Origin of the sequence: Pontimonas sp. (assembly GCF_031581085.1) — a bacterium.
GTDB lineage: Bacteria > Actinomycetota > Actinomycetes > Actinomycetales > Microbacteriaceae > Pontimonas.
This window is the reverse complement of the sequence record NZ_JAVLBO010000004.1, coordinates 25,319-42,227: the sequence shown is the minus strand read 5'-3', so window position 1 is coordinate 42,227 and position 16,909 is coordinate 25,319. Positions and strand designations below refer to the sequence as shown.

The window sequence follows — 16,909 nt, the reverse complement described above, 5'->3', positions numbered from 1 at the left end:
ACCCCAGGGTATGCCTCGTAGCTTGAGAAATGCCAGACCCGCGCGGGAATCAGACCAGCTGACGCAGCACGTAGGGAAGGATTCCGCCGTTTCGGTAGTAGTCCGCCTCACCGGGGGTGTCAATGCGCACGAGGGCGTCAAATTCAACCGGTGTGCGCCCCGGCCCAGAGTGCGCACTGGGTGTCGCGGTGACGTGCACGGTAGCCGGTGTCCCCTCGCTATTGAGAGCCTCAATACCCGTGATGTCAAAGACTTCGGTGCCGTCTAACCCGAGCGACTGCGCGGTTTCGCCGGCGGGAAATTGCAGCGGAATCACGCCCATGCCGATCAGGTTTGAGCGGTGGATGCGCTCAAAGCTCTCGGCGATGACGGCCTTTACCCCGAGCAAGCTCGTCCCCTTCGCCGCCCAGTCTCTCGAAGATCCCGATCCGTATTCTTTGCCCGCGAGGACAACCAGCGGGGTGTTCTGCTTTTGGTAGGCCTCCGCCGCGTCGAAGATGAAATTCTGCTCACCCTCCGCGGTGGTGAAGTCACGGGTGTAGCCGCCTTCGACCCCGTCGAGCAACAGGTTCTTCAAACGAATGTTGGCAAAAGTGCCACGAATCATCACTTCGTGGTTTCCCCGGCGAGACCCGTAGGAGTTGAAATTCAGCCGATCGATGCCGTGGCTTTGCAGGTAGTGGCCGGCGGGACTATCCGCACGGATCGACCCCGCGGGTGAGATGTGGTCGGTGGTCACCGAATCACCGAGCAGGGCCAAGACCCGGGCGTCGGCAATGTCACTCACGGCCTGGGGCTCGGCTTGCATTCCCTCAAAGTAGGGAGGCTTTCTCACGTAGGTCGATTCAGCGTCCCAGTCGAAGGTGTTGCCGGTGGGAGTCGACAGTGAGCGCCAACGCTCGTCGCCCTCGAACACCGAGGCATACTGCTTGTCGAACATGCCGGTATCGATTGAGCTGTCGATGGTCTCTTGCACTTCCCCCGCGCTCGGCCAAATATCTTTCAAGAAGATGGGCGAGCCCGCGGAGTCGACCCCCAAGGGCTCGTTGTCGAAGTCAAAGTTCATGGTCCCCGCCAGTGCATAGGCGATGACAAGCGGCGGACTCGCCAAATAGTTCATCTTCACGTCGGGGTTAATTCGTCCCTCAAAGTTTCGGTTTCCCGAGAGCACTGCGGTTACGGCCAAGTCGTGGTCGTTAATGGCCTCAGAAATTTCCTCATCGAGTGGACCGGAGTTTCCGATGCACGTCGTGCAGCCATAGCCCACCAGGTAAAAGCCCAGGTTTTCCAGGTCATCCATCAGACCGGCTTTTTCGTAGTAGTCGGTGACGACTTTCGATCCGGGGGCCAGGGTGGTTTTCACCCACGGCTTCGACTTCAGACCCTTTTGGGCCGCGTTTCTCGCCAACAGACCAGCGGCCAACATCACCGACGGGTTTGAGGTATTGGTGCACGAGGTGATCGCGGCGATCGTGACCGCCCCGTTTTCCAGCTCGAAGGAATCACCCTTCAGACTCACGGGAGCCCGATCGTCGGTGTGCCCGGGCTTGACGTAGTCGGGCAGGTCGCTACCGAACTGTTCCTTTGCGCGCGACACTTCAATGCGGTCCTGGGGGCGTCGCGGACCAGCGATGCTGGGCACGACACTGCCGAGGTCGAGTTCGAGGTACTCGCTGAACACCGGCTCGCGCGAAGGGTCGTGCCACAGACCTTGCTCCTTGGCATAGGCCTCCACGAGGTCGATTTGGGACTGGTCGCGGCCGGTCAGTCTCAGGTAGTCCAGGGTCACCTGGTCAACCGGGAACATCGCCGCGGTGGAGCCGAACTCGGGGCTCATGTTGCCGATGGTGGCGCGGTTGGCCAGAGGAACCTCGGAGACCCCGTCACCGTAGAATTCGACAAATTTACCCACCACACCGTGCTCGCGGAGCATCTGGGTGATGGTCAACACGACGTCGGTCGCGGTCACGCCGGTAGGAATCGAACCGGTGAGTTTGAAGCCCACCACTCGAGGAATCAGCATCGACACCGGCTGGCCCAGCATCGCGGCTTCGGCTTCGATGCCTCCCACACCCCAGCCCAGCACACCGAGGCCATTGACCATGGTGGTGTGGGAGTCGGTGCCAACGCAGGTGTCCGGGAAGGCTTGCAACACTCCGTCGACCTCACGCGAGTAGACCACTTTGGCGAGGTGTTCAATGTTGACCTGGTGGACAATTCCGGTTCCGGGGGGCACCACTTTGAAGTTTTCAAACGCGGTCTGGCCCCAGCGGAGGAACTGGTAGCGCTCGGCGTTTCGTTCGTATTCGATATCGACGTTTCGCTCGAGGGAATCCTCGCTACCAAACAGGTCGGCAATGACCGAGTGGTCGATGACGAGTTCGGCCGGTGAGAGCGGGTTGACCTTGTCCGGGTCACCACCCAGCTCGGAGATTGCTTCACGCATCGTGGCCAAATCCACGATGCACGGCACACCGGTGAAGTCTTGAAGGACCACGCGTGCGGGGGTGTACTGAATCTCCTTTGAGGGTTCGGCCGCCGCATCCCAGCTGCCCAGTGACGTAATCTGCTCGGCGGTAATGTTGGCACCGTCCTCGGTGCGCAGCAGGTTCTCCACGAGCACTTTCAAACTAAACGGCAGGGTCGAGGCCCCGGCGACCGCGTCGATGCGGTAAATCTCGTAGTCGACTCCTCCGACTCTCAGCGTGTCCCGTGCGCCCAGGCTGTTTAGGCTCGCCATCGTCGTCCTCCCACTCATTTATCTTTACGTGAAGCTAATTCTATCACTCGGGTGATGCGGCGTGTGGCCGATACACCGCGCGCAACAGAAGCCAGGTCAACCACAGCGTGAGGCCGTAAAGCGGGATTCCCATCACCAGTTTGGCCGTGGCCAAGGCTTGGACGGCGGGCTCGCCGGCGAGATACAGCGGCACCTGCACGAGCAATCGCAGTCCAAACATGGCCGCCCACAGCAGTGTGGCCACCGACGCCATCGCAAACCGAGCGCGGTTGTGATGCCACTGGTCATCGTTGACCAAGATTCCGGCGATGACGCCAATGATGGGACGGCGGAAGGCAAACGATCCGACAATGACCACCAGTGAAATGGCGTTCACCCACAGGCCCAGCACGAAGTTGTTTTCCGGCCGACCCGAGACGATTGCCACAAAGGCCGAAAGGGCCACCCCGACAAGACCGATCAGGGCGGGCTGAATGGGGCTCTTTCGGAACAGGCGGGCGAGAATAAAGGCCGCGGAAGCCGCCAGCGGAGTCAACACAGACCACCACAGCGACTGGGTCAGCGTGTACACCACCAAAAAGATCAACCCGGGCAGCAGCGATTCGACCACCCCGCGTTTTCCGCCAAGCGCAGCCCACACATCTTTCCCGGTGGGCGTCGCCCCCGGTTCGATGGAGGCGAAGGGCGAGCGGGCCAGGCCGGAGCGAAACGCGTCGCTCACACCCCCGGGCTCCGAGGTGCTCACGGTGTGTGCGCTCCCCCGAGCCCCTCGGTCTGAGCACCGGCGGGACTGCCCGAGGGTGACTCCGGTGCGCGAAGTGTCAGCAATTCCCTCGGCGGCATCGGAGTGTTTCCTCGGACGACGACGAGTCCTCGAAAGATTTCGTGGATGGTCTCGGCCGCTACCTGGTCAGACGCCGCGGGGCCACTCACCACTCCCCGGAGAAACCAGCGGGGTCCATCGACTCCAATAAATCGCACCGTACGGGTCGAATACCCTTCGGCGGATTGGACGGGAACTTGGGCGAGAAGCTCGGGGCCAAACTCACCATCGGCTGACTCCACGCGTCCGCCCTGTTTGGCGACCTGCTGGGAAATCTGTTCCCGAATTCCCAACCACAGTCCACTGGAGCGCGGTGCCGCGAAGGGTTGGACCTGAACGCTCGAGCCCTGATACTCCAGGGTGGCGGCCACGACGCGGTTCGTGTTCTTTTCCACCTCCAGGCGCATTTGAAGCCCTCGGCGGGGTTCGACCCGAAGCGCACCCAGATCAATGGCCGGTTTGACACTGCCCGCTTCTTGGTCGTCCAGAGGGCCACGCTCTGGACGGTCCGGTGGTGCCGATTTGGGGTACTCAAAGTCGTCACTGTCGAGGGTGGTGGAAATATCAGTCACTGTGCGTCTCCTGGATTGGCCGCTACTCCCGTGGAGCCAAACCCTCCGGAGCCCCGATGCGAACCGGGCAGAGAGTCGACTTCGATCATTCGCGCCACGCTGTGCGGGGTGATGACCAGTTGCGCAACACGGTCACCCGCGCGCACCACGAACGGCGTTGTGGCATCAGTGTTCCACAGGACGACCTGAATTTCTCCGCGGAAGCCCGCGTCGATAATCCCGGGGGCGTTGACCAGGGAAATACCGTGCTTAATCGCCAGCCCGCTTCTGGGTGTCACCCACCCCAGATACCCGGGAGGCAAAGCGATCTGCACCCCGGTCGGGACCAGCTCGCGCGAGAGCGGAGCAAGTTCGCAGTCGACACGGGCGACGAGGTCCATTCCGGCGTCACCCGGGTGGGCGTAGCGGGGTGGTTGTCCCACCACAAGAATGTCGACGCGATCAGCCTGGTTCACGCTCCCAGGTTATACGTGGTCGAATAACTATGTGGACCCGTATCAGGAGAGGCTAAGCCCCGCGTGGTGGCTGGTACTCGCCCTCTTTCTCGCCGTCCCCACCAGCGTCCTGATTTTCCTCCCGCTAAGCCTCCTGCTGGGTGTCACGGTGGGGGTCGTCATCTGGCTGAGTCTGGTGGGAATCTTGTGGTGGAGCGCTCCGGTCGTGCGCCTTACCGACGAATCTTTCTCGGCAGGTCGGGCGCAGATTGAGCGTCGCTACATCACGCGAGTCGATGCGATCGACCCGGATAGCGCGCGAGCAGCCAAAGGAGTCGACCTAGACGCCAGAGCTTTTTTGGTCATTAGGCCCTGGATCACGCCGGTCGTGCGCGTGCACTTGGATGACCCGCGGGACCCAACCCCCTACTGGGTGGTATCCACCAGAGCGCCGGACACACTCGCCGCGCTGCTCAACGACGAGTCCTGAGGGCAAGAGCCTCCACACCAGTGTGTCGCGACGCAGACAGATTGACAGAGACAGCGCGACAGCGACATCGCGACAGAGTCGCAGCAACACGCTCACCCCTCCAGTGAGCGTGTTGTCACCAGCTCCGGAGAGTGTGGTCGCTGAGGTGGGGACTGGGGTGGCGACTCAGGGGGTGGCGACTCAGGCAGAGCACTCGCGGCAGACAGGACCCAACTTGGTGTCGTGGTCGCGCTGCGAGCGGTGCTTGACCAGGAAGCACTCCACGCAGGTGAATTCGTCTTCCTGAGGGGGGAGCACCACAACGTCGAGCTCCAGGTTCGCGAGATCCTGGCCCGCCAGTTCCACACTGCCGGGGTTGTCGGCGTCATCGGCGTCGACCGAAGCGCTCAGCGAATCGGGTACACGCTCTTGGAGGGCCTGAATGGACTCAGTTTCCTCTTCGACTTTGCGCGGAGCATCGTAGTCGGTGGCCATGTCGCGTGACTCCCTCACCTTTCTCGTCTATGGGCGTGCGGGGCACCAGTGTGCCCGCTAACCCCTAGAGTTTCCCTGGATATTGACCAATTACGCTCAGCAACACGCAAGCGGGAAGGATTATTCCCGTTTTCGCCACGCTGAGCAAAAACCATCCACGGTTCTCGCAGCCGTGACATCCTAGTGACAACGCCACCTGGAGGTTGAATGCGCACTCTACAAGTCATCGGAGTCGACGGCGATGCGCTCATCGTCGTGTCGGATTCGGGTGAGCGCTTCATGATCCCCCTCGATGACACCCTCCACAACGCCGTGCGGAAACCACCACCCTCCTCCTCGGCGAACACGAACAAAGTCTCTCCCAAGGAAATTCAGGCCCACATTCGCCGCGGCCTGAGTGCCCAACAGGTCGCAGACCTCACCGGAGAAACCCTCGACTACGTCGCGCGCTTCGAAGGCCCCGTCACGGCGGAGCGCGAATACGTCGCGCAGCAGGCCCAAGCCATCCAGGTCGAGCAGCCCTCTGCCGATCGCGATCGGCAGACCACTTTTGGTGAATCCGTGCGCCAACGACTCGACGATTTGAGGGCACACGACGCCCAGTGGTCGGCCTGGAAGGAAGAATCGGGCTGGCGGGTCGAAGTGAGTTTCACCGAAAACACCATCGAGCATCGCGCCGTGTGGTCATTCGAGCCCCGCAAACAGCTGCTCATGCCCCTCAATGACGACGCCACAACGCTGTCGCAAACAGATCCCATCCAAGGACCGCTGATTCCGCGTCTGCGACCCGTCGTCGCCACCGACGATAGCCCCGCCGGGGAGCGTTTTGATTCCGAGATTTTCGACAATATGCCCCTTTCGGACACCGGGCCACTGCTAGAGCCCGTCGCCTACGGCAAGACGTCACCGCACGCCGATTCCTCGGAGAGTGACGAGTCAGCCGACTCTGGCGCCCCCGCCAGTCACGAAACCGCTGACCTGCTCGAAGCCCTCCGGCGCCGCCGCGGTGAGCGAGAACCGGCGCCTAGCGGAGAGGATCTCTCTCGCAGCAATCATCCCTCGACGGGGAGCATTCGACTCGTCCCCGACGAAGAGCCAGAGGCAGACAACCCCGGTGCAGACGGCGCGGCAGACGGCGCGGCCGATGGCCACGAAAACGAACAAACAGCCTCTATCCACTTTTTCCCCGGAACGGGTGAAGTTCCCCGCGAAGACCCCTCTCCACCGGAAGCCGACTCCGAGGTCGATGAGGAACAACGGCCCGAGGGCGCCCCAGCCCCCAAACCTTCGTCGAAACGTGGTCGCCCGGAAATGCCCAGCTGGGATGACATCGTTTTTGGTACCAAACCAGACGACGACCCCGCCTAGCTCCTGGAGCTCGGCAACCTAATCGCCGGCACCCGTGTTTCCCGGGGACTCCAGGAACCGTGCTGACCCACCATCTGGAGTGACTGAGGACTCAGTGTCGCCTCGTCATAGAGGGCGGTGAGTCCCTCTGCGAAAAGGACAAGGTCGCCAATGCGCGGGGAATGCCCCGGGGTAACGGAGCCAAAAAGATCCCGGTCGAGCGCCTCGCCGCGGCGGACTACTGTGGCGCGAGGGCCCAGCACAGCCTGCATTTCTCGCCCCATCAGCTCGGCGTCAGCGGGGTCGTGCAGATAGAGGTGGACGCATCGAGGCTCTCCCGCCCACTGCGCAATGCCGGCACGAAGCGGATGATCGGAGGGCAACACCCAGTGATTCGCCGTGGAGACATCCACCATTCCGTGGTCGGCGAGGACCACCACCTGCTCATCGGGGGCCACCATGGACCAGAGTGTGGCGATAAAAGAATCGACGGCCTCGAGAGCGTCTCGCCACGCCACACTGTCGACACCGCGCTGATGGCCCAGTCGATCGAGGGCGGGCCAATACAGGTAGGCAAATCCAGCCTCCGCGTGGTCCCAGAACGTGCGATAGGCCTGAAGGTGTTCCTCCAGGGTGTGCGAGGGCACAAAATCAGCTCCGCGCAGAATGGATTCGCTGAAGTCCGTGCCCTCAAAACGCGGTTCGCCCACCGCCAGGGTCGAAAAGCCCCGCTCTCCGAGGCGTTCAAAATGTGTGGCGACCGGCTGCCAGGCGCCAGGCGTCACCCCCGCGGGGTAGGGCTTCAAGTGGTTCACGATTGCCCCGCTTTCGGGGTCGAGCACGCTGTAGCCCAAAAGGCCGTGCTCACCTGCCCGACGGCCGGTGGTGATGCTCGCCAGGGCGGCGGCCGTGGTCGAGGGCAGGCCTGAGGAGACCACCTCGCCGCTTTCGGCCAGTGCACGAGAGAGCACTCGCGCGTGGCCGGAATGCTGCTCGATGAGCTCTGCTCCCAGGCCGTCGACCACGACAAAGGTGACTTTTGACGACGTCGGGGGCGCATCGCGGCCGACTCGGTCTAATCCGCCCACGAGTTCTTCAGAGACATCGGCAAGGCTCCGCATTGCCCCTTGTTGCGCCGGTAACATAGGCGCCATCCTATGACTCCTCCTTCCTCTCCCCCGGCGTCCACTGGGCAGGACCACGAACCCGACGACCGGATTATCGACGTCGACCTCTCCGACGAAATGTCGGACTCCTTTCTGGAATACGCCTACTCGGTGATCTACCAGCGGGCCTTGCCCGACGCCCGCGATGGTCTCAAACCCGTGCAGCGGCGCATCCTCTACCAAATGGCCCAAATGGGACTGCTCCCCGAGCGGGGGCACGTGAAATCTGCCCGCGTTGTCGGCGAGGTCATGGGCAAGCTCCACCCCCACGGCGACAGCGCCATTTATGACGCGCTGGTGCGCTTAGCCCAGCCCTTCACCATGCGGGTGCCCCTGGTAGACGGCCACGGAAACTTTGGCTCCCCCGATGATGGCCCGGCCGCCGCACGCTACACCGAAGCGCGGTTGCGCGACGAAGCCGTGCACATGGTGGGTGAGATCGACGAGGACGTCGTCGACTTTGTCCCCAACTACGACAACCAGCTCACCCAACCCTCCGTCCTGCCGGCGGCCATACCCGCTCTGTTAGTCAATGGGGCGAGCGGCATCGCGGTGGGGATGGCGACCAACATGGCGCCACACAACCTGGGCGAAGTGATCAATGCGGCCCGGCACCTCATCGACCACCCGGAAGCGAGCACCGAAGACCTCATGGACTTTGTGCCCGGCCCGGACCTTCCCGGCGGGGGAATCATTGTCGGCACCGAGGGAATCGCTGAGGCCTATCAGGGCGGCCGCGGAAGTTTCAAGACCCGAGCCCGGGTGTCCATCGAACAGGTGGGGCCCAGGAGTCAGGGTCTGGTCATCACCGAACTGCCCTACCTGGTGGGTCCCGAGCGGGTCATCGAAAAAATCAAAGACGGTGTCATCAACAAAAAGATCCAGGGCATCAGCGACGTTAATGACCTGACCGACCGGCAAAACGGCCTGCGCTTAGTCATCAGCGTCAAGTCGGGGTTTGACCCGCAGCTGGTGCTCCAAGCCCTCTACCGGCTCACCCCACTGGAGGAGAACTTTTCCATCAATAACGTTGCCCTCGTCGAGGGGCAGCCGCGCACGATGGGACTGCGGGAGCTCCTTCAGGTCTACATCGACCACCGCATTTCGGTCACGACCAGACGCAGCACGTTTCGTCTGGGGAAAAAACGCGACCGCCTCCACCTTGTCGAAGGCCTCCTGATTGCCATCGTCGACATCGACGAGGTGATTCAGGCAATCCGGTCCTCCGATGATTCGGCGGCGGCGAAAACCACCCTGCAGAGCGTGTTCGACCTGACCGAAATACAAGCCGAGTACATTCTCGAGTTGCGCCTAAGACGGCTCACCAAATTTTCCCGAATCGAGTTGGAAACCGAGCGCGACACCCTGGTCGAGGACATCGAAAAACTCGAGTCTTTGCTGGCCGACCCAGAGGCAATCCGCCGCCTGGTGGGCGACGAACTGGGCGAGACGGCAAGCCGATTCGACTCCCCCCGCCGCACCGAAATTCGATCCGCCGAAGATGAGCCCGTGCCCACCCCCGCTGCCAGTCGCGCTCCGGTGTCCTTCGAGCGCCAGGACGCGCCCTGCGTTGTGTTGGTCACCGCGACCGGCTTAGCCTCGCGCATTGACGGGAGCGACTTCACTGCTCCCCGTTCGCGACTGAGCCACGATGCCCTCATTGCCCAGTGGCGCACCAGCACCCGAAGCCCGGTCGGTGTTGTCCTCTCCGACGGGCAGCTCATCAGCGTCGAACCCGGTGAATTTCCCGCCCTCTCAGCAGAGAAGATCACGCCCAAAGATGGCGTGGATTTAGCGGCCTTCGTCGGCGCGGAAAAAGGTGTGCGCGTCCTGGGCGCATTCTCCCTGGGTGCTGATGCACCGGTGCTCGCACTGGGCACCCGACGCGGCATTGTCAAACGGGTCGAACTGGCCGGGCTTAGCCAGAAGGCCACACAGAGTCTGATCTCGCTCAAACCCGACGACCAGGTTGTCGGCGTGGGCATCGCCGGCGATGACGACTGGTTGTGTTTCATCACCGACGATGCGCAGCTCCTGCGCTTCGCGGCCCACACGGTCCGCGCGCAGGGTCCAAGCGCTGGAGGCATGACCGGCATCAGCCTCACCGAAGGCCACGACGCCATATCGTTCCACACAGCCTTCAGCGAGGACGCCCAGGTGGTCACCGTCTCCTCCAGCTCCCAGGCACTGAGCGGGGTCGGACCGGGTCGGGCAAAACGCACTCCCCTGAGCGCCTTTCCCGCCAAAGGGCGCGCCACCAAAGGCGTTCGCGCGCACGCGTTTTTGAAGGGCGAAGACATCCTCGTGTCCGCAGCAGTGGCGATGTCGCCGTTAGCCCTCAGTGCAGGCGGCCGCGCGGTGGAGCTGCCCGAAATCACTGACCGGCGAGACGGCTCCGGCACCGTGCTTCCCGCCACCCTCGGCCACATCGCAATGGCCCCGGGGTTGGACTGAGGCGTCCCTAGACGTCGATCGTGGCGGGGTCTCGTCGCGGCCGGTCAGAGATGAACTGCCTTCGGGGAGCGACCTCGTTGCCCATCAAGAGCTCAAACATCGTGGCGGCGGCTTCCGCATCCACGACCCGCACCCGACGCAGCATGCGCCCCGAGGGCATCATGGTCGTTTCTGCCAGCTGATCAGCGTCCATTTCGCCAAGGCCCTTATAGCGCTGGATGGGCTGTTCGTAGCCGATGTTTTTGGCTTCCAAATCGGCTAACACGCTCTCCAGTTCAGCCTCCGAATAGGTGTACATCACCTCATTGGGGGCACTCCCGCGGTTCTTTGCCACCACCCGGTGCAGCGGTGGCACCGCCGCAAAGACCCTGCCGGCCTCCACCAAGGGCCTCATATAGCGGAAAAACAGGGTGAGCAGGAGGGTGCGAATGTGAGCTCCGTCCACGTCGGCGTCGCTCATGATGATGATTTTTCCGTAACGAACCTGATCGAGATCGAAAGTTCTTCCCGACCCCGCACCGATCACCTGAATAATCGCCGCGCACTCCTGGTTGTTCAACATGTCCTGAAGGCTGGCTTTTTGGGTGTTGAGAATCTTGCCTCGGATAGGCAGCAGCGCTTGAGTGTCGGAATCCCGGGCGAGCTTCGCCGTGCCCAGAGCGGAATCACCCTCGACGATAAACAGTTCAGTGTCGTCGACCGACTTGCTTCGACAGTCCACCAATTTGGTCGGCAGGGTCGAGTTTTCCAGCGCACTTTTTCGCCGCTGAGTCTCTTTGAGGCTTCGGGCCGAAATGCGGGTTTTCATTTCGGCCACCACTTTTTCCAGCAGCAGGGCCGATTGCGCCTTATCGTCGCGCTTACCCGACTGCAGCCGCTCGCGAAGCTTCTCCGACACGACCTGCTGCACGATGGCTTTCGCCGCCGGGGTCCCCAACACTTCCTTTGTCTGCCCCTCGAATTGGGGTTCGGGAACTCGCACCGCCACCACCGCGGTGAGTCCCGCGAGGACGTCATCTTTTTCTAACTTGTCCGTGCCCACTTTCAAACGCCGCGCATTCTTGTCGACCTCAGCGCGGATCACTTTCATCACGGCTTGTTCGAACCCTTGAAGGTGGGAGCCGCCCTTGGGGGTTTGGATGATGTTCACAAAACTCTTGACGACCGTGTCATAACCGGGCCCCCAGCGCAGCACAACGTCGACACTGAGTTCGCGCTCCAACTCGGCGGACTCTAAACGGCCGTCGTCTTGGAGAACCGGAACCGTTTCGGTAAACGTGCCGCTTCCCGCACACCGCCACGGCCCGATCCGAGCCTCATCGGGGGCCAGATAGTCCGCAAATTCCACGGTGCCACCCTCGAAATGAAATAACTCTTTTCGAGGCGGGTCATGCCGGGTGTCGCTAATTTCGAGCGCAAGTCCCGGGACCAAAAACGCGGTTTGTCGGGCGCGATCGACTAAATCGTCGAGCGAGACGGCTAAGTCGGAGCCAAAGACTCCCGGGTCTGGCCAAAACCGCACCCGGGTACCGGTGACATTTTTTGCGACCTTGGAGCGCACCGACAGGGCGCTGTCGTCGACAAAAGGTTCAAAAACGGAGTCCGGGTGGGGGGTCTGATCATCGTGAAACACTCCGGGCTCACCGCGTCGAAAAGACATCGCCCAGGTTTTGCCATCCCGGTCGACTTCGACGTCGACCCGGGCAGAGAGCGCGTTGACTACTGAGGCCCCCACGCCGTGGAGTCCACCACTGGACTGGTAGGACGCTCCGCCAAACTTGCCACCCGCGTGAAGTTTGGTGAACACCAGCTCGACTCCGCTGAGGCCCGAGCGGGGCTCGATATCCACCGGGATACCCCGCCCGGTGTCACTGACTTCAATGCTGTGGTCGGGGTGGACCGTCACCTCGATACGGTTTCCGTGTCCGCCGATGGCCTCGTCGACAGCGTTGTCGATGATTTCCCACACGCAGTGCATGAGACCGCGCGAATCGGTCGAGCCGATATACATCCCCGGGCGCTTTCGAACGGCTTCCAGTCCTTCAAGAACGGACAGATGTCGCGCTGAATAATCCTTGGCCACGCCCACCCCTTTTGTGTCTTACACCGCACATTTCCGCTCACTCGCGGCCCTTCCGAGCATACGCACCCGGTCAGACTGTGGTGGCCAACCCCCCTCGGTGTGTGGAAACTTCTCGGCTGCCGTGGCGGGGAAAACTACGCGCAGGGCGAAACGGGGTGTTCCTTCCAGCGAAAGCTCGCCGGGCCGTGATGGAATAGTCTTCATTACAACGGAAGGACGACGGATGACTCAGAGCGCGGCAACCATCGAGAGCATCTCCGAGGCGACTTCGGAGGGTAGTGCTCCCCTAGGGTTTGGTGACCACTGTGATAGCTGTGGTGCTCAGGCCTACGTCCGAGTAACCCTGCCGTCCGGCGTCCTGCTCTTCTGCGCTCACCACGCGGACAAACACCGCGCAAGCCTGAGTGATAGTGCGCTCGTCTGGCACGACGAGACCCATCGCCTTCGCGATGAATCGGCCAGCTAGCCCGCCCCACCTGCGCTGGGCCATCACGCGTACCACTGCGCTGCGAGAGGCCCTCAATTCTCTGCTCGGCCACCACGGTCCTCATGTTCACCTGGACTTACGCGCCAACGCCTACGGTCTGGGGGCCCAATCCGTCGCGACTGTAGCGGCAGAACTGGGCTTTCGCCACGCCACGTGTGACCCCGGGGTGAGCGAGGCTGGGCTGGTCACGGATGACTCTCCCCCCGACGCGCAGTGGCTTTCACTCGCCCACGAACACCACGCCCAGCTGCTCCAAGCGCGAGTGGTGAATTCCAAGAGGGTGGACGCGGGCGCAGAAGTCTCCTACGGCGGCGAATACCAGACGACCAGGGCGACCCATCTCGCCCTGGTCGCGATCGGCTTTGCCGATGGGGTTCCTCGACTGCACCCGGTGGGCGGAATGGTCGATGCCCACGGCCAGCGCTATCCCATTGCGGGTCGAATCACCATGGACCAACTCATTGTCGACACCGGTGATACTGCCCTCTCGCTGGGCGACATCGTCACGGTGTGGGGTGGCACAGTGAGCGCTCACGAATGGTCGACCTGGTCACACCGGTCACTGGAAGTCATTGGCTCGGGGCTTGGCACCCGCGTCGAACAACTGGTGGGCGGTGAGCGGTGATGACGGGGCCACTCATTGAGTTGAATCGTCGGGCACTGGCCGTCAACGTCAAGCGCATCCGCTCGCTTCTCGGTCCCGATGTGGCACTCATGTTCGCGGTGAAGTCGAATGCCTACGGGCACGGCATGGAGCTGGTGGCACCAGAGGTCATCGCTCAGGGAGCGAAAGAGCTCGCCGTACTCGACATTGCCACGGGTATCGCGGTGCGCGAGGTCATTGCAGAGGCTGCACTATTTGCCTGGCTGCTGGAGCCATCCGATGACTACCTGGCGGCGTCCCACCACCGTCTCGAATTGGGTATTTCCACAACCCAACAACTCCAGCACATCGCCGAGAGTGCGCCGAAGGAGCCACTGGTCATCCACCTCAAAGTCGATACCGGTCTCCACCGAAATGGTGCGACCGCCAAGGATTGGCCCGAACTGTGTCGTGTAGCCGCAGCCCTGGAGAGTGAGGGGCTCATCACGGTGCGAGCCATCTGGTCGCATTTGGCCGATACCTCCGTCGAGACCAGCCTCAGCGCGCTCTCCCGCCTGCAGGAGGCGCTATCTGTTGCGACCGAGGCCGGGCTCAAGCCCGCCATTTCCCATTTGGCCGCTTCGCACGGCGCGATCGAATTGCCCGAAACCCGCCTCGATATGGTCCGCTTTGGAATCCTCGGCTACGGCATCAGTCCCTTCGATGATCACTCCGCAGAAGAGCTCGGCTTTCAACCGGTACTCACCCTCCATGCCCCGGTGACCCATCTGGCAGAAGAGACCATTCACCTCGGTGTGGGCTATCAACACGGCTTACTCCCGCCCACGGCACAAGGCGCACGCCTCCAGGTCGCCGGGGTCTGGCTGGATCTCGTTGCCGTGGAAGCCCAGCACACCGTGTTGCGCGGTGTCCTACCCGACGCCGCCATTCACCAGGGGATGAGGGTCCCCGTCATGGGGGCTGAAGCACCCGGAGCATCGGTCGAAGCCTGGGCGGCCTGGACCAATACGATTGGCGACGAAGTGGTGGTGCGCCTCCACCCAGACATCCCCCGACGGTTTGCCGACAGCCAGTAGGCGGCCGGTAGGCGGCGAGTGCAGAGGGCGAGTGCCCGCACGCACCCGGTGCTCCCTCTCAGATTAATCGGATGAGCGTTGCCTGTGCGCAGAGCCTGAGCCCTCGGAGCCTGACCCCTCGGAACGTAACCTCTTAGAGCCTGTCGAGAATGTTGCGCCGTGCCTTTTCGGCTCGAGAGTCGGCGAGTCGATGAGAGGCGGTGTGCTCGGGCAGTGTCCGATCGTGCCGGCGTGCCCAAGTGTAAATAATGTCATCGGCGAGGGCCGGGTTGAGCGCGAACAGTGGACCTGAGAGCGCGCTCGCCCACAGCCGCTCCTGCCCCACTCCCTCACCGAGAGTTCCCTCAGCATTCACCGCAGTGTGTCCCGACCACGCAGTGTGAGCATCCAGGTCGAGCCGAATCAGCGGCGACACGTCGGCGCCCTGGCGAATGGTCTGGTCATTGAGATAGCCGGCGATCACTCTGCCCTGCTCATCTCGCCCGCTGACCTCGCCCGCGAATCGATGGCCCCCGAGGCGGGAAGACACCGGAGTGAGCCCCAGGCCGGCAAACTGCTCTCCGGAGGCACTCACCACTTCTTGGCCCAGGAGGTCTCCCCCTAGACCAAATCCGCACCACAGCGATCCGTCATCATCCAGGTGACGGAGTTGATCGCTCCAGAGGGTTAACTGCGCTGCCGCGGTTTCTAGCGCTGAGGATGTGCCCGAGCCCAAGACCAGAATGTCGGCCGCGTCGGGTGGACTCTCGCCCGCGTGCAGGTCGTGGAGCGATACCGCCACGCCCCACCAACGAAGCCGGGCTTCGAGCACTTCGGCGTTACCCAGCGAGCCGTTTAGTCGAAGCAGTTCGGGCAGAACGCGCACGATGCGGACGGGTGTGCTCACCCGCTCGTCTCCAAATCGCGAAGTCCGGCGATGCGACGCATCGCCATCATCTGCTCGTAGTTCACGATAGCGGTGACCGGGGTATCCGCCGGGCCCAGGCCCGCCAAAAAGTCCATCGCCTCCCTCGTGTCTTCGATGATTTCACCCAACTCAACCCCGCGGTAGGCGAGGAAGGTCGCCCACTGCCAGGCTTTCGACCCCGAGAGCACATCCACTCGAGTGATGGGACCCAGGGCGAGGTCGTAAATCCACGACGGATCGGGTGTCCCCTCATCGACGGCCACCCACACGGTGGCGGGCGCCTGCACGAGGGTCTGGAGGTTCACCTGCATGCTGGGCAGGTTTTTTTGCATGAGTAACTCGAAGTCTCGGCCCGAATAGTGGACCCTCTCGGCGCGACCCCACACCGGGGGCAGCTGAGAGAAAGCGTCGATTGCGCGGGGCCACGACCAGTCTGGACCCAGCAGGCGCATCGCCAAGGACAGCGCCAACGTGGCATCGATTGCCCAGTGCAGGCCGGGCGCGGGCAGCGACACGGTGTGAGTGGCCCCGCCGCGCTCTTCGAGAGTCGCCGAATCAGCGTCGCGGCCGACGAGCACTAAGTCCGGGGCGCTGCGAGGTGTCGTCTGGCCCCGGTAGTCGCCGAGGGATGCCTCAGAGAGGCCTTCCGGAAACTGCGTGCGCAGGTGCTCTGCCACCGACATGGTCTGCGTGGTGACCTCCGAGGATAAGCCCTCCCCCAGAGCGAGTAGCGCGGGCTCGGCGTCGTTGACGATGAGCTCCTTTGTGGTCCTTTGTGCCACGGTGCGCATCATGTCCCACACCCGCTCGGGCTCACCAAAACGGTTGAGTTGATCCAGCTGCAGGTTCGTCACAAGGAAAAAGTCCGGGGTGAGCCGGGCGGAAATCATCGGCCCGTAGGCTTCATCCACTTCCAGAATGGCGATATCGGCCTCGATGCTTCCGTCGAGGCGGGCATCGGCGAGGACGGCCGAGGCGAGACCCTGGGGAAGGTTGCTCCCCGCGGGGTTGGTAAATACTCGCAAACCGTGGGCGCGACAGACAGCGACAGCCATAGCCGTGGTGGTGGATTTTCCGTTCGACCCGGTGATAAACACCACACCCCCGGGGATGCGTCCAATGGTGTGTTCGAGAAACAGGGGGTCAATTTTTTGTGCGACCACGCCGGGGATGGCAGAACCGCCACCGCGAACTCGGGCGAGAGCGCGCACCAGGCGACCCACCACAACGGCAAGGCGCAGCAACACGTCTC

The 16,909-nt window shown here is 62.6% G+C and carries 14 protein-coding genes; 5 read left to right on the top strand and 9 right to left on the bottom strand.

Going from position 1 to position 16,909, the window contains the following annotated elements:
* Positions 1 to 49 precede the first annotated feature (49 nt).
* The 4 genes from acnA to dut are packed head-to-tail and all read right to left on the bottom strand — an operon-like array spanning position 50 to position 4,590.
* Positions 50 to 2,740 (bottom strand): aconitate hydratase AcnA, encoded by a 2,691-nt coding sequence (acnA, locus tag RI518_RS02325; protein ID WP_310670921.1) that lies wholly within the window; start codon positions 2,738 to 2,740, stop codon positions 50 to 52.
* A gap of 43 nt (positions 2,741 to 2,783) precedes the next feature.
* Positions 2,784 to 3,461, bottom strand: a complete 678-nt coding sequence (locus RI518_RS02320) for a DUF3159 domain-containing protein (protein ID WP_310670920.1) — start codon at positions 3,459 to 3,461, stop codon at positions 2,784 to 2,786.
* Between the two features lie 20 nt (positions 3,462 to 3,481).
* Positions 3,482 to 4,135: a DUF3710 domain-containing protein gene (locus tag RI518_RS02315; RefSeq protein ID WP_310670918.1), complete on the bottom strand. Its 654-nt coding sequence runs from the start codon at positions 4,133 to 4,135 to the stop codon at positions 3,482 to 3,484.
* Positions 4,132 to 4,590, bottom strand: coding sequence for a dUTP diphosphatase (gene dut, locus RI518_RS02310; RefSeq protein ID WP_310670917.1), 459 nt, complete (start codon positions 4,588 to 4,590; stop codon positions 4,132 to 4,134). Before dut ends, RI518_RS02315 begins: the two co-directional genes overlap by 4 nt.
* Before the next feature lie 31 nt (positions 4,591 to 4,621).
* Between dut and RI518_RS02305 the strand changes: the two genes are divergently transcribed.
* A complete protein-coding gene (locus RI518_RS02305) occupies positions 4,622 to 5,059 on the top strand; it encodes a DUF3093 domain-containing protein (protein WP_310689243.1) in 438 nt (145 codons plus the stop codon).
* Between the two features lie 180 nt (positions 5,060 to 5,239).
* Here RI518_RS02305 and RI518_RS02300 read toward each other — a convergent pair whose 3' ends face one another.
* Positions 5,240 to 5,533 carry a DUF4193 domain-containing protein gene (locus tag RI518_RS02300; protein WP_310671122.1) on the bottom strand — a complete coding sequence of 98 codons (294 nt, stop codon included), beginning with the start codon at positions 5,531 to 5,533 and terminating at the stop codon, positions 5,240 to 5,242.
* 207 nt (positions 5,534 to 5,740) lie between these two features.
* Here RI518_RS02300 and sepH point away from each other — a divergent pair, with 207 nt between their 5' ends.
* Complete coding sequence (sepH, locus tag RI518_RS02295; RefSeq protein WP_310689242.1) at positions 5,741 to 6,901, top strand: septation protein SepH; 1,161 nt, start codon at positions 5,741 to 5,743, stop codon at positions 6,899 to 6,901.
* Here the strand turns inward: sepH and RI518_RS02290 are convergent.
* Positions 6,898 to 8,034: an alkaline phosphatase family protein gene (locus tag RI518_RS02290; protein WP_310689241.1), complete on the bottom strand. Its 1,137-nt coding sequence runs from the start codon at positions 8,032 to 8,034 to the stop codon at positions 6,898 to 6,900. The genes sepH and RI518_RS02290 overlap by 4 nt on opposite strands.
* A gap of 3 nt (positions 8,035 to 8,037) precedes the next feature.
* Between RI518_RS02290 and RI518_RS02285 the strand changes: the two genes are divergently transcribed.
* The gene (locus tag RI518_RS02285) at positions 8,038 to 10,500 is read left to right on the top strand and encodes a DNA topoisomerase IV subunit A (RefSeq protein ID WP_310670913.1); all 2,463 of its coding nucleotides are present in this window, start codon (positions 8,038 to 8,040) and stop codon (positions 10,498 to 10,500) included.
* Positions 10,501 to 10,507: 7 nt separating this feature from the next.
* On the opposite strand, the gene RI518_RS02280 is transcribed toward RI518_RS02285, so the two are convergent.
* A complete protein-coding gene (locus tag RI518_RS02280) occupies positions 10,508 to 12,583 on the bottom strand; it encodes a DNA topoisomerase IV subunit B (RefSeq protein ID WP_310689240.1) in 2,076 nt (691 codons plus the stop codon).
* 410 nt (positions 12,584 to 12,993) lie between these two features.
* Between RI518_RS02280 and RI518_RS02270 the strand changes: the two genes are divergently transcribed.
* Both RI518_RS02270 and RI518_RS02265 read left to right on the top strand, forming a co-directional pair.
* The gene (locus RI518_RS02270) at positions 12,994 to 13,695 is read left to right on the top strand and encodes an alanine racemase C-terminal domain-containing protein (RefSeq protein WP_310689239.1); all 702 of its coding nucleotides are present in this window, start codon (positions 12,994 to 12,996) and stop codon (positions 13,693 to 13,695) included.
* Positions 13,695 to 14,750 carry an alanine racemase gene (locus RI518_RS02265; protein WP_310670910.1) on the top strand — a complete coding sequence of 352 codons (1,056 nt, stop codon included), beginning with the start codon at positions 13,695 to 13,697 and terminating at the stop codon, positions 14,748 to 14,750. Before RI518_RS02270 ends, RI518_RS02265 begins: the two co-directional genes overlap by 1 nt.
* 133 nt (positions 14,751 to 14,883) lie before the next feature.
* Here RI518_RS02265 and RI518_RS02260 read toward each other — a convergent pair whose 3' ends face one another.
* Together RI518_RS02260 and RI518_RS02255 are read right to left on the bottom strand one after the other, a co-directional pair.
* Positions 14,884 to 15,636, bottom strand: a complete 753-nt coding sequence (locus RI518_RS02260; protein WP_310689238.1) for a hypothetical protein — start codon at positions 15,634 to 15,636, stop codon at positions 14,884 to 14,886.
* Entirely contained in the window at positions 15,633 to 16,904 is a 1,272-nt protein-coding gene (locus tag RI518_RS02255) for a Mur ligase family protein (RefSeq protein WP_310670908.1), read from the bottom strand. The genes RI518_RS02260 and RI518_RS02255 overlap by 4 nt, the downstream gene beginning before the upstream one ends.
* Positions 16,905 to 16,909 lie beyond the last annotated feature (5 nt).

Coding starts and splice junctions, on each gene's coding strand:
- acnA (WP_310670921.1), bottom strand. CDS start 2,740: ATGGCGAGCCTAAACAGCCTGGGCGCACGGGACACGCTGAGAGTCGGA.
- RI518_RS02300 (WP_310671122.1), bottom strand. CDS start 5,533: ATGGCCACCGACTACGATGCTCCGCGCAAAGTCGAAGAGGAAACTGAG.
- sepH (WP_310689242.1), top strand. CDS start 5,741: ATGCGCACTCTACAAGTCATCGGAGTCGACGGCGATGCGCTCATCGTC.
- RI518_RS02290 (WP_310689241.1), bottom strand. CDS start 8,034: ATGGCGCCTATGTTACCGGCGCAACAAGGGGCAATGCGGAGCCTTGCC.
- RI518_RS02285 (WP_310670913.1), top strand. CDS start 8,038: ATGACTCCTCCTTCCTCTCCCCCGGCGTCCACTGGGCAGGACCACGAA.
- RI518_RS02265 (WP_310670910.1), top strand. CDS start 13,695: ATGACGGGGCCACTCATTGAGTTGAATCGTCGGGCACTGGCCGTCAAC.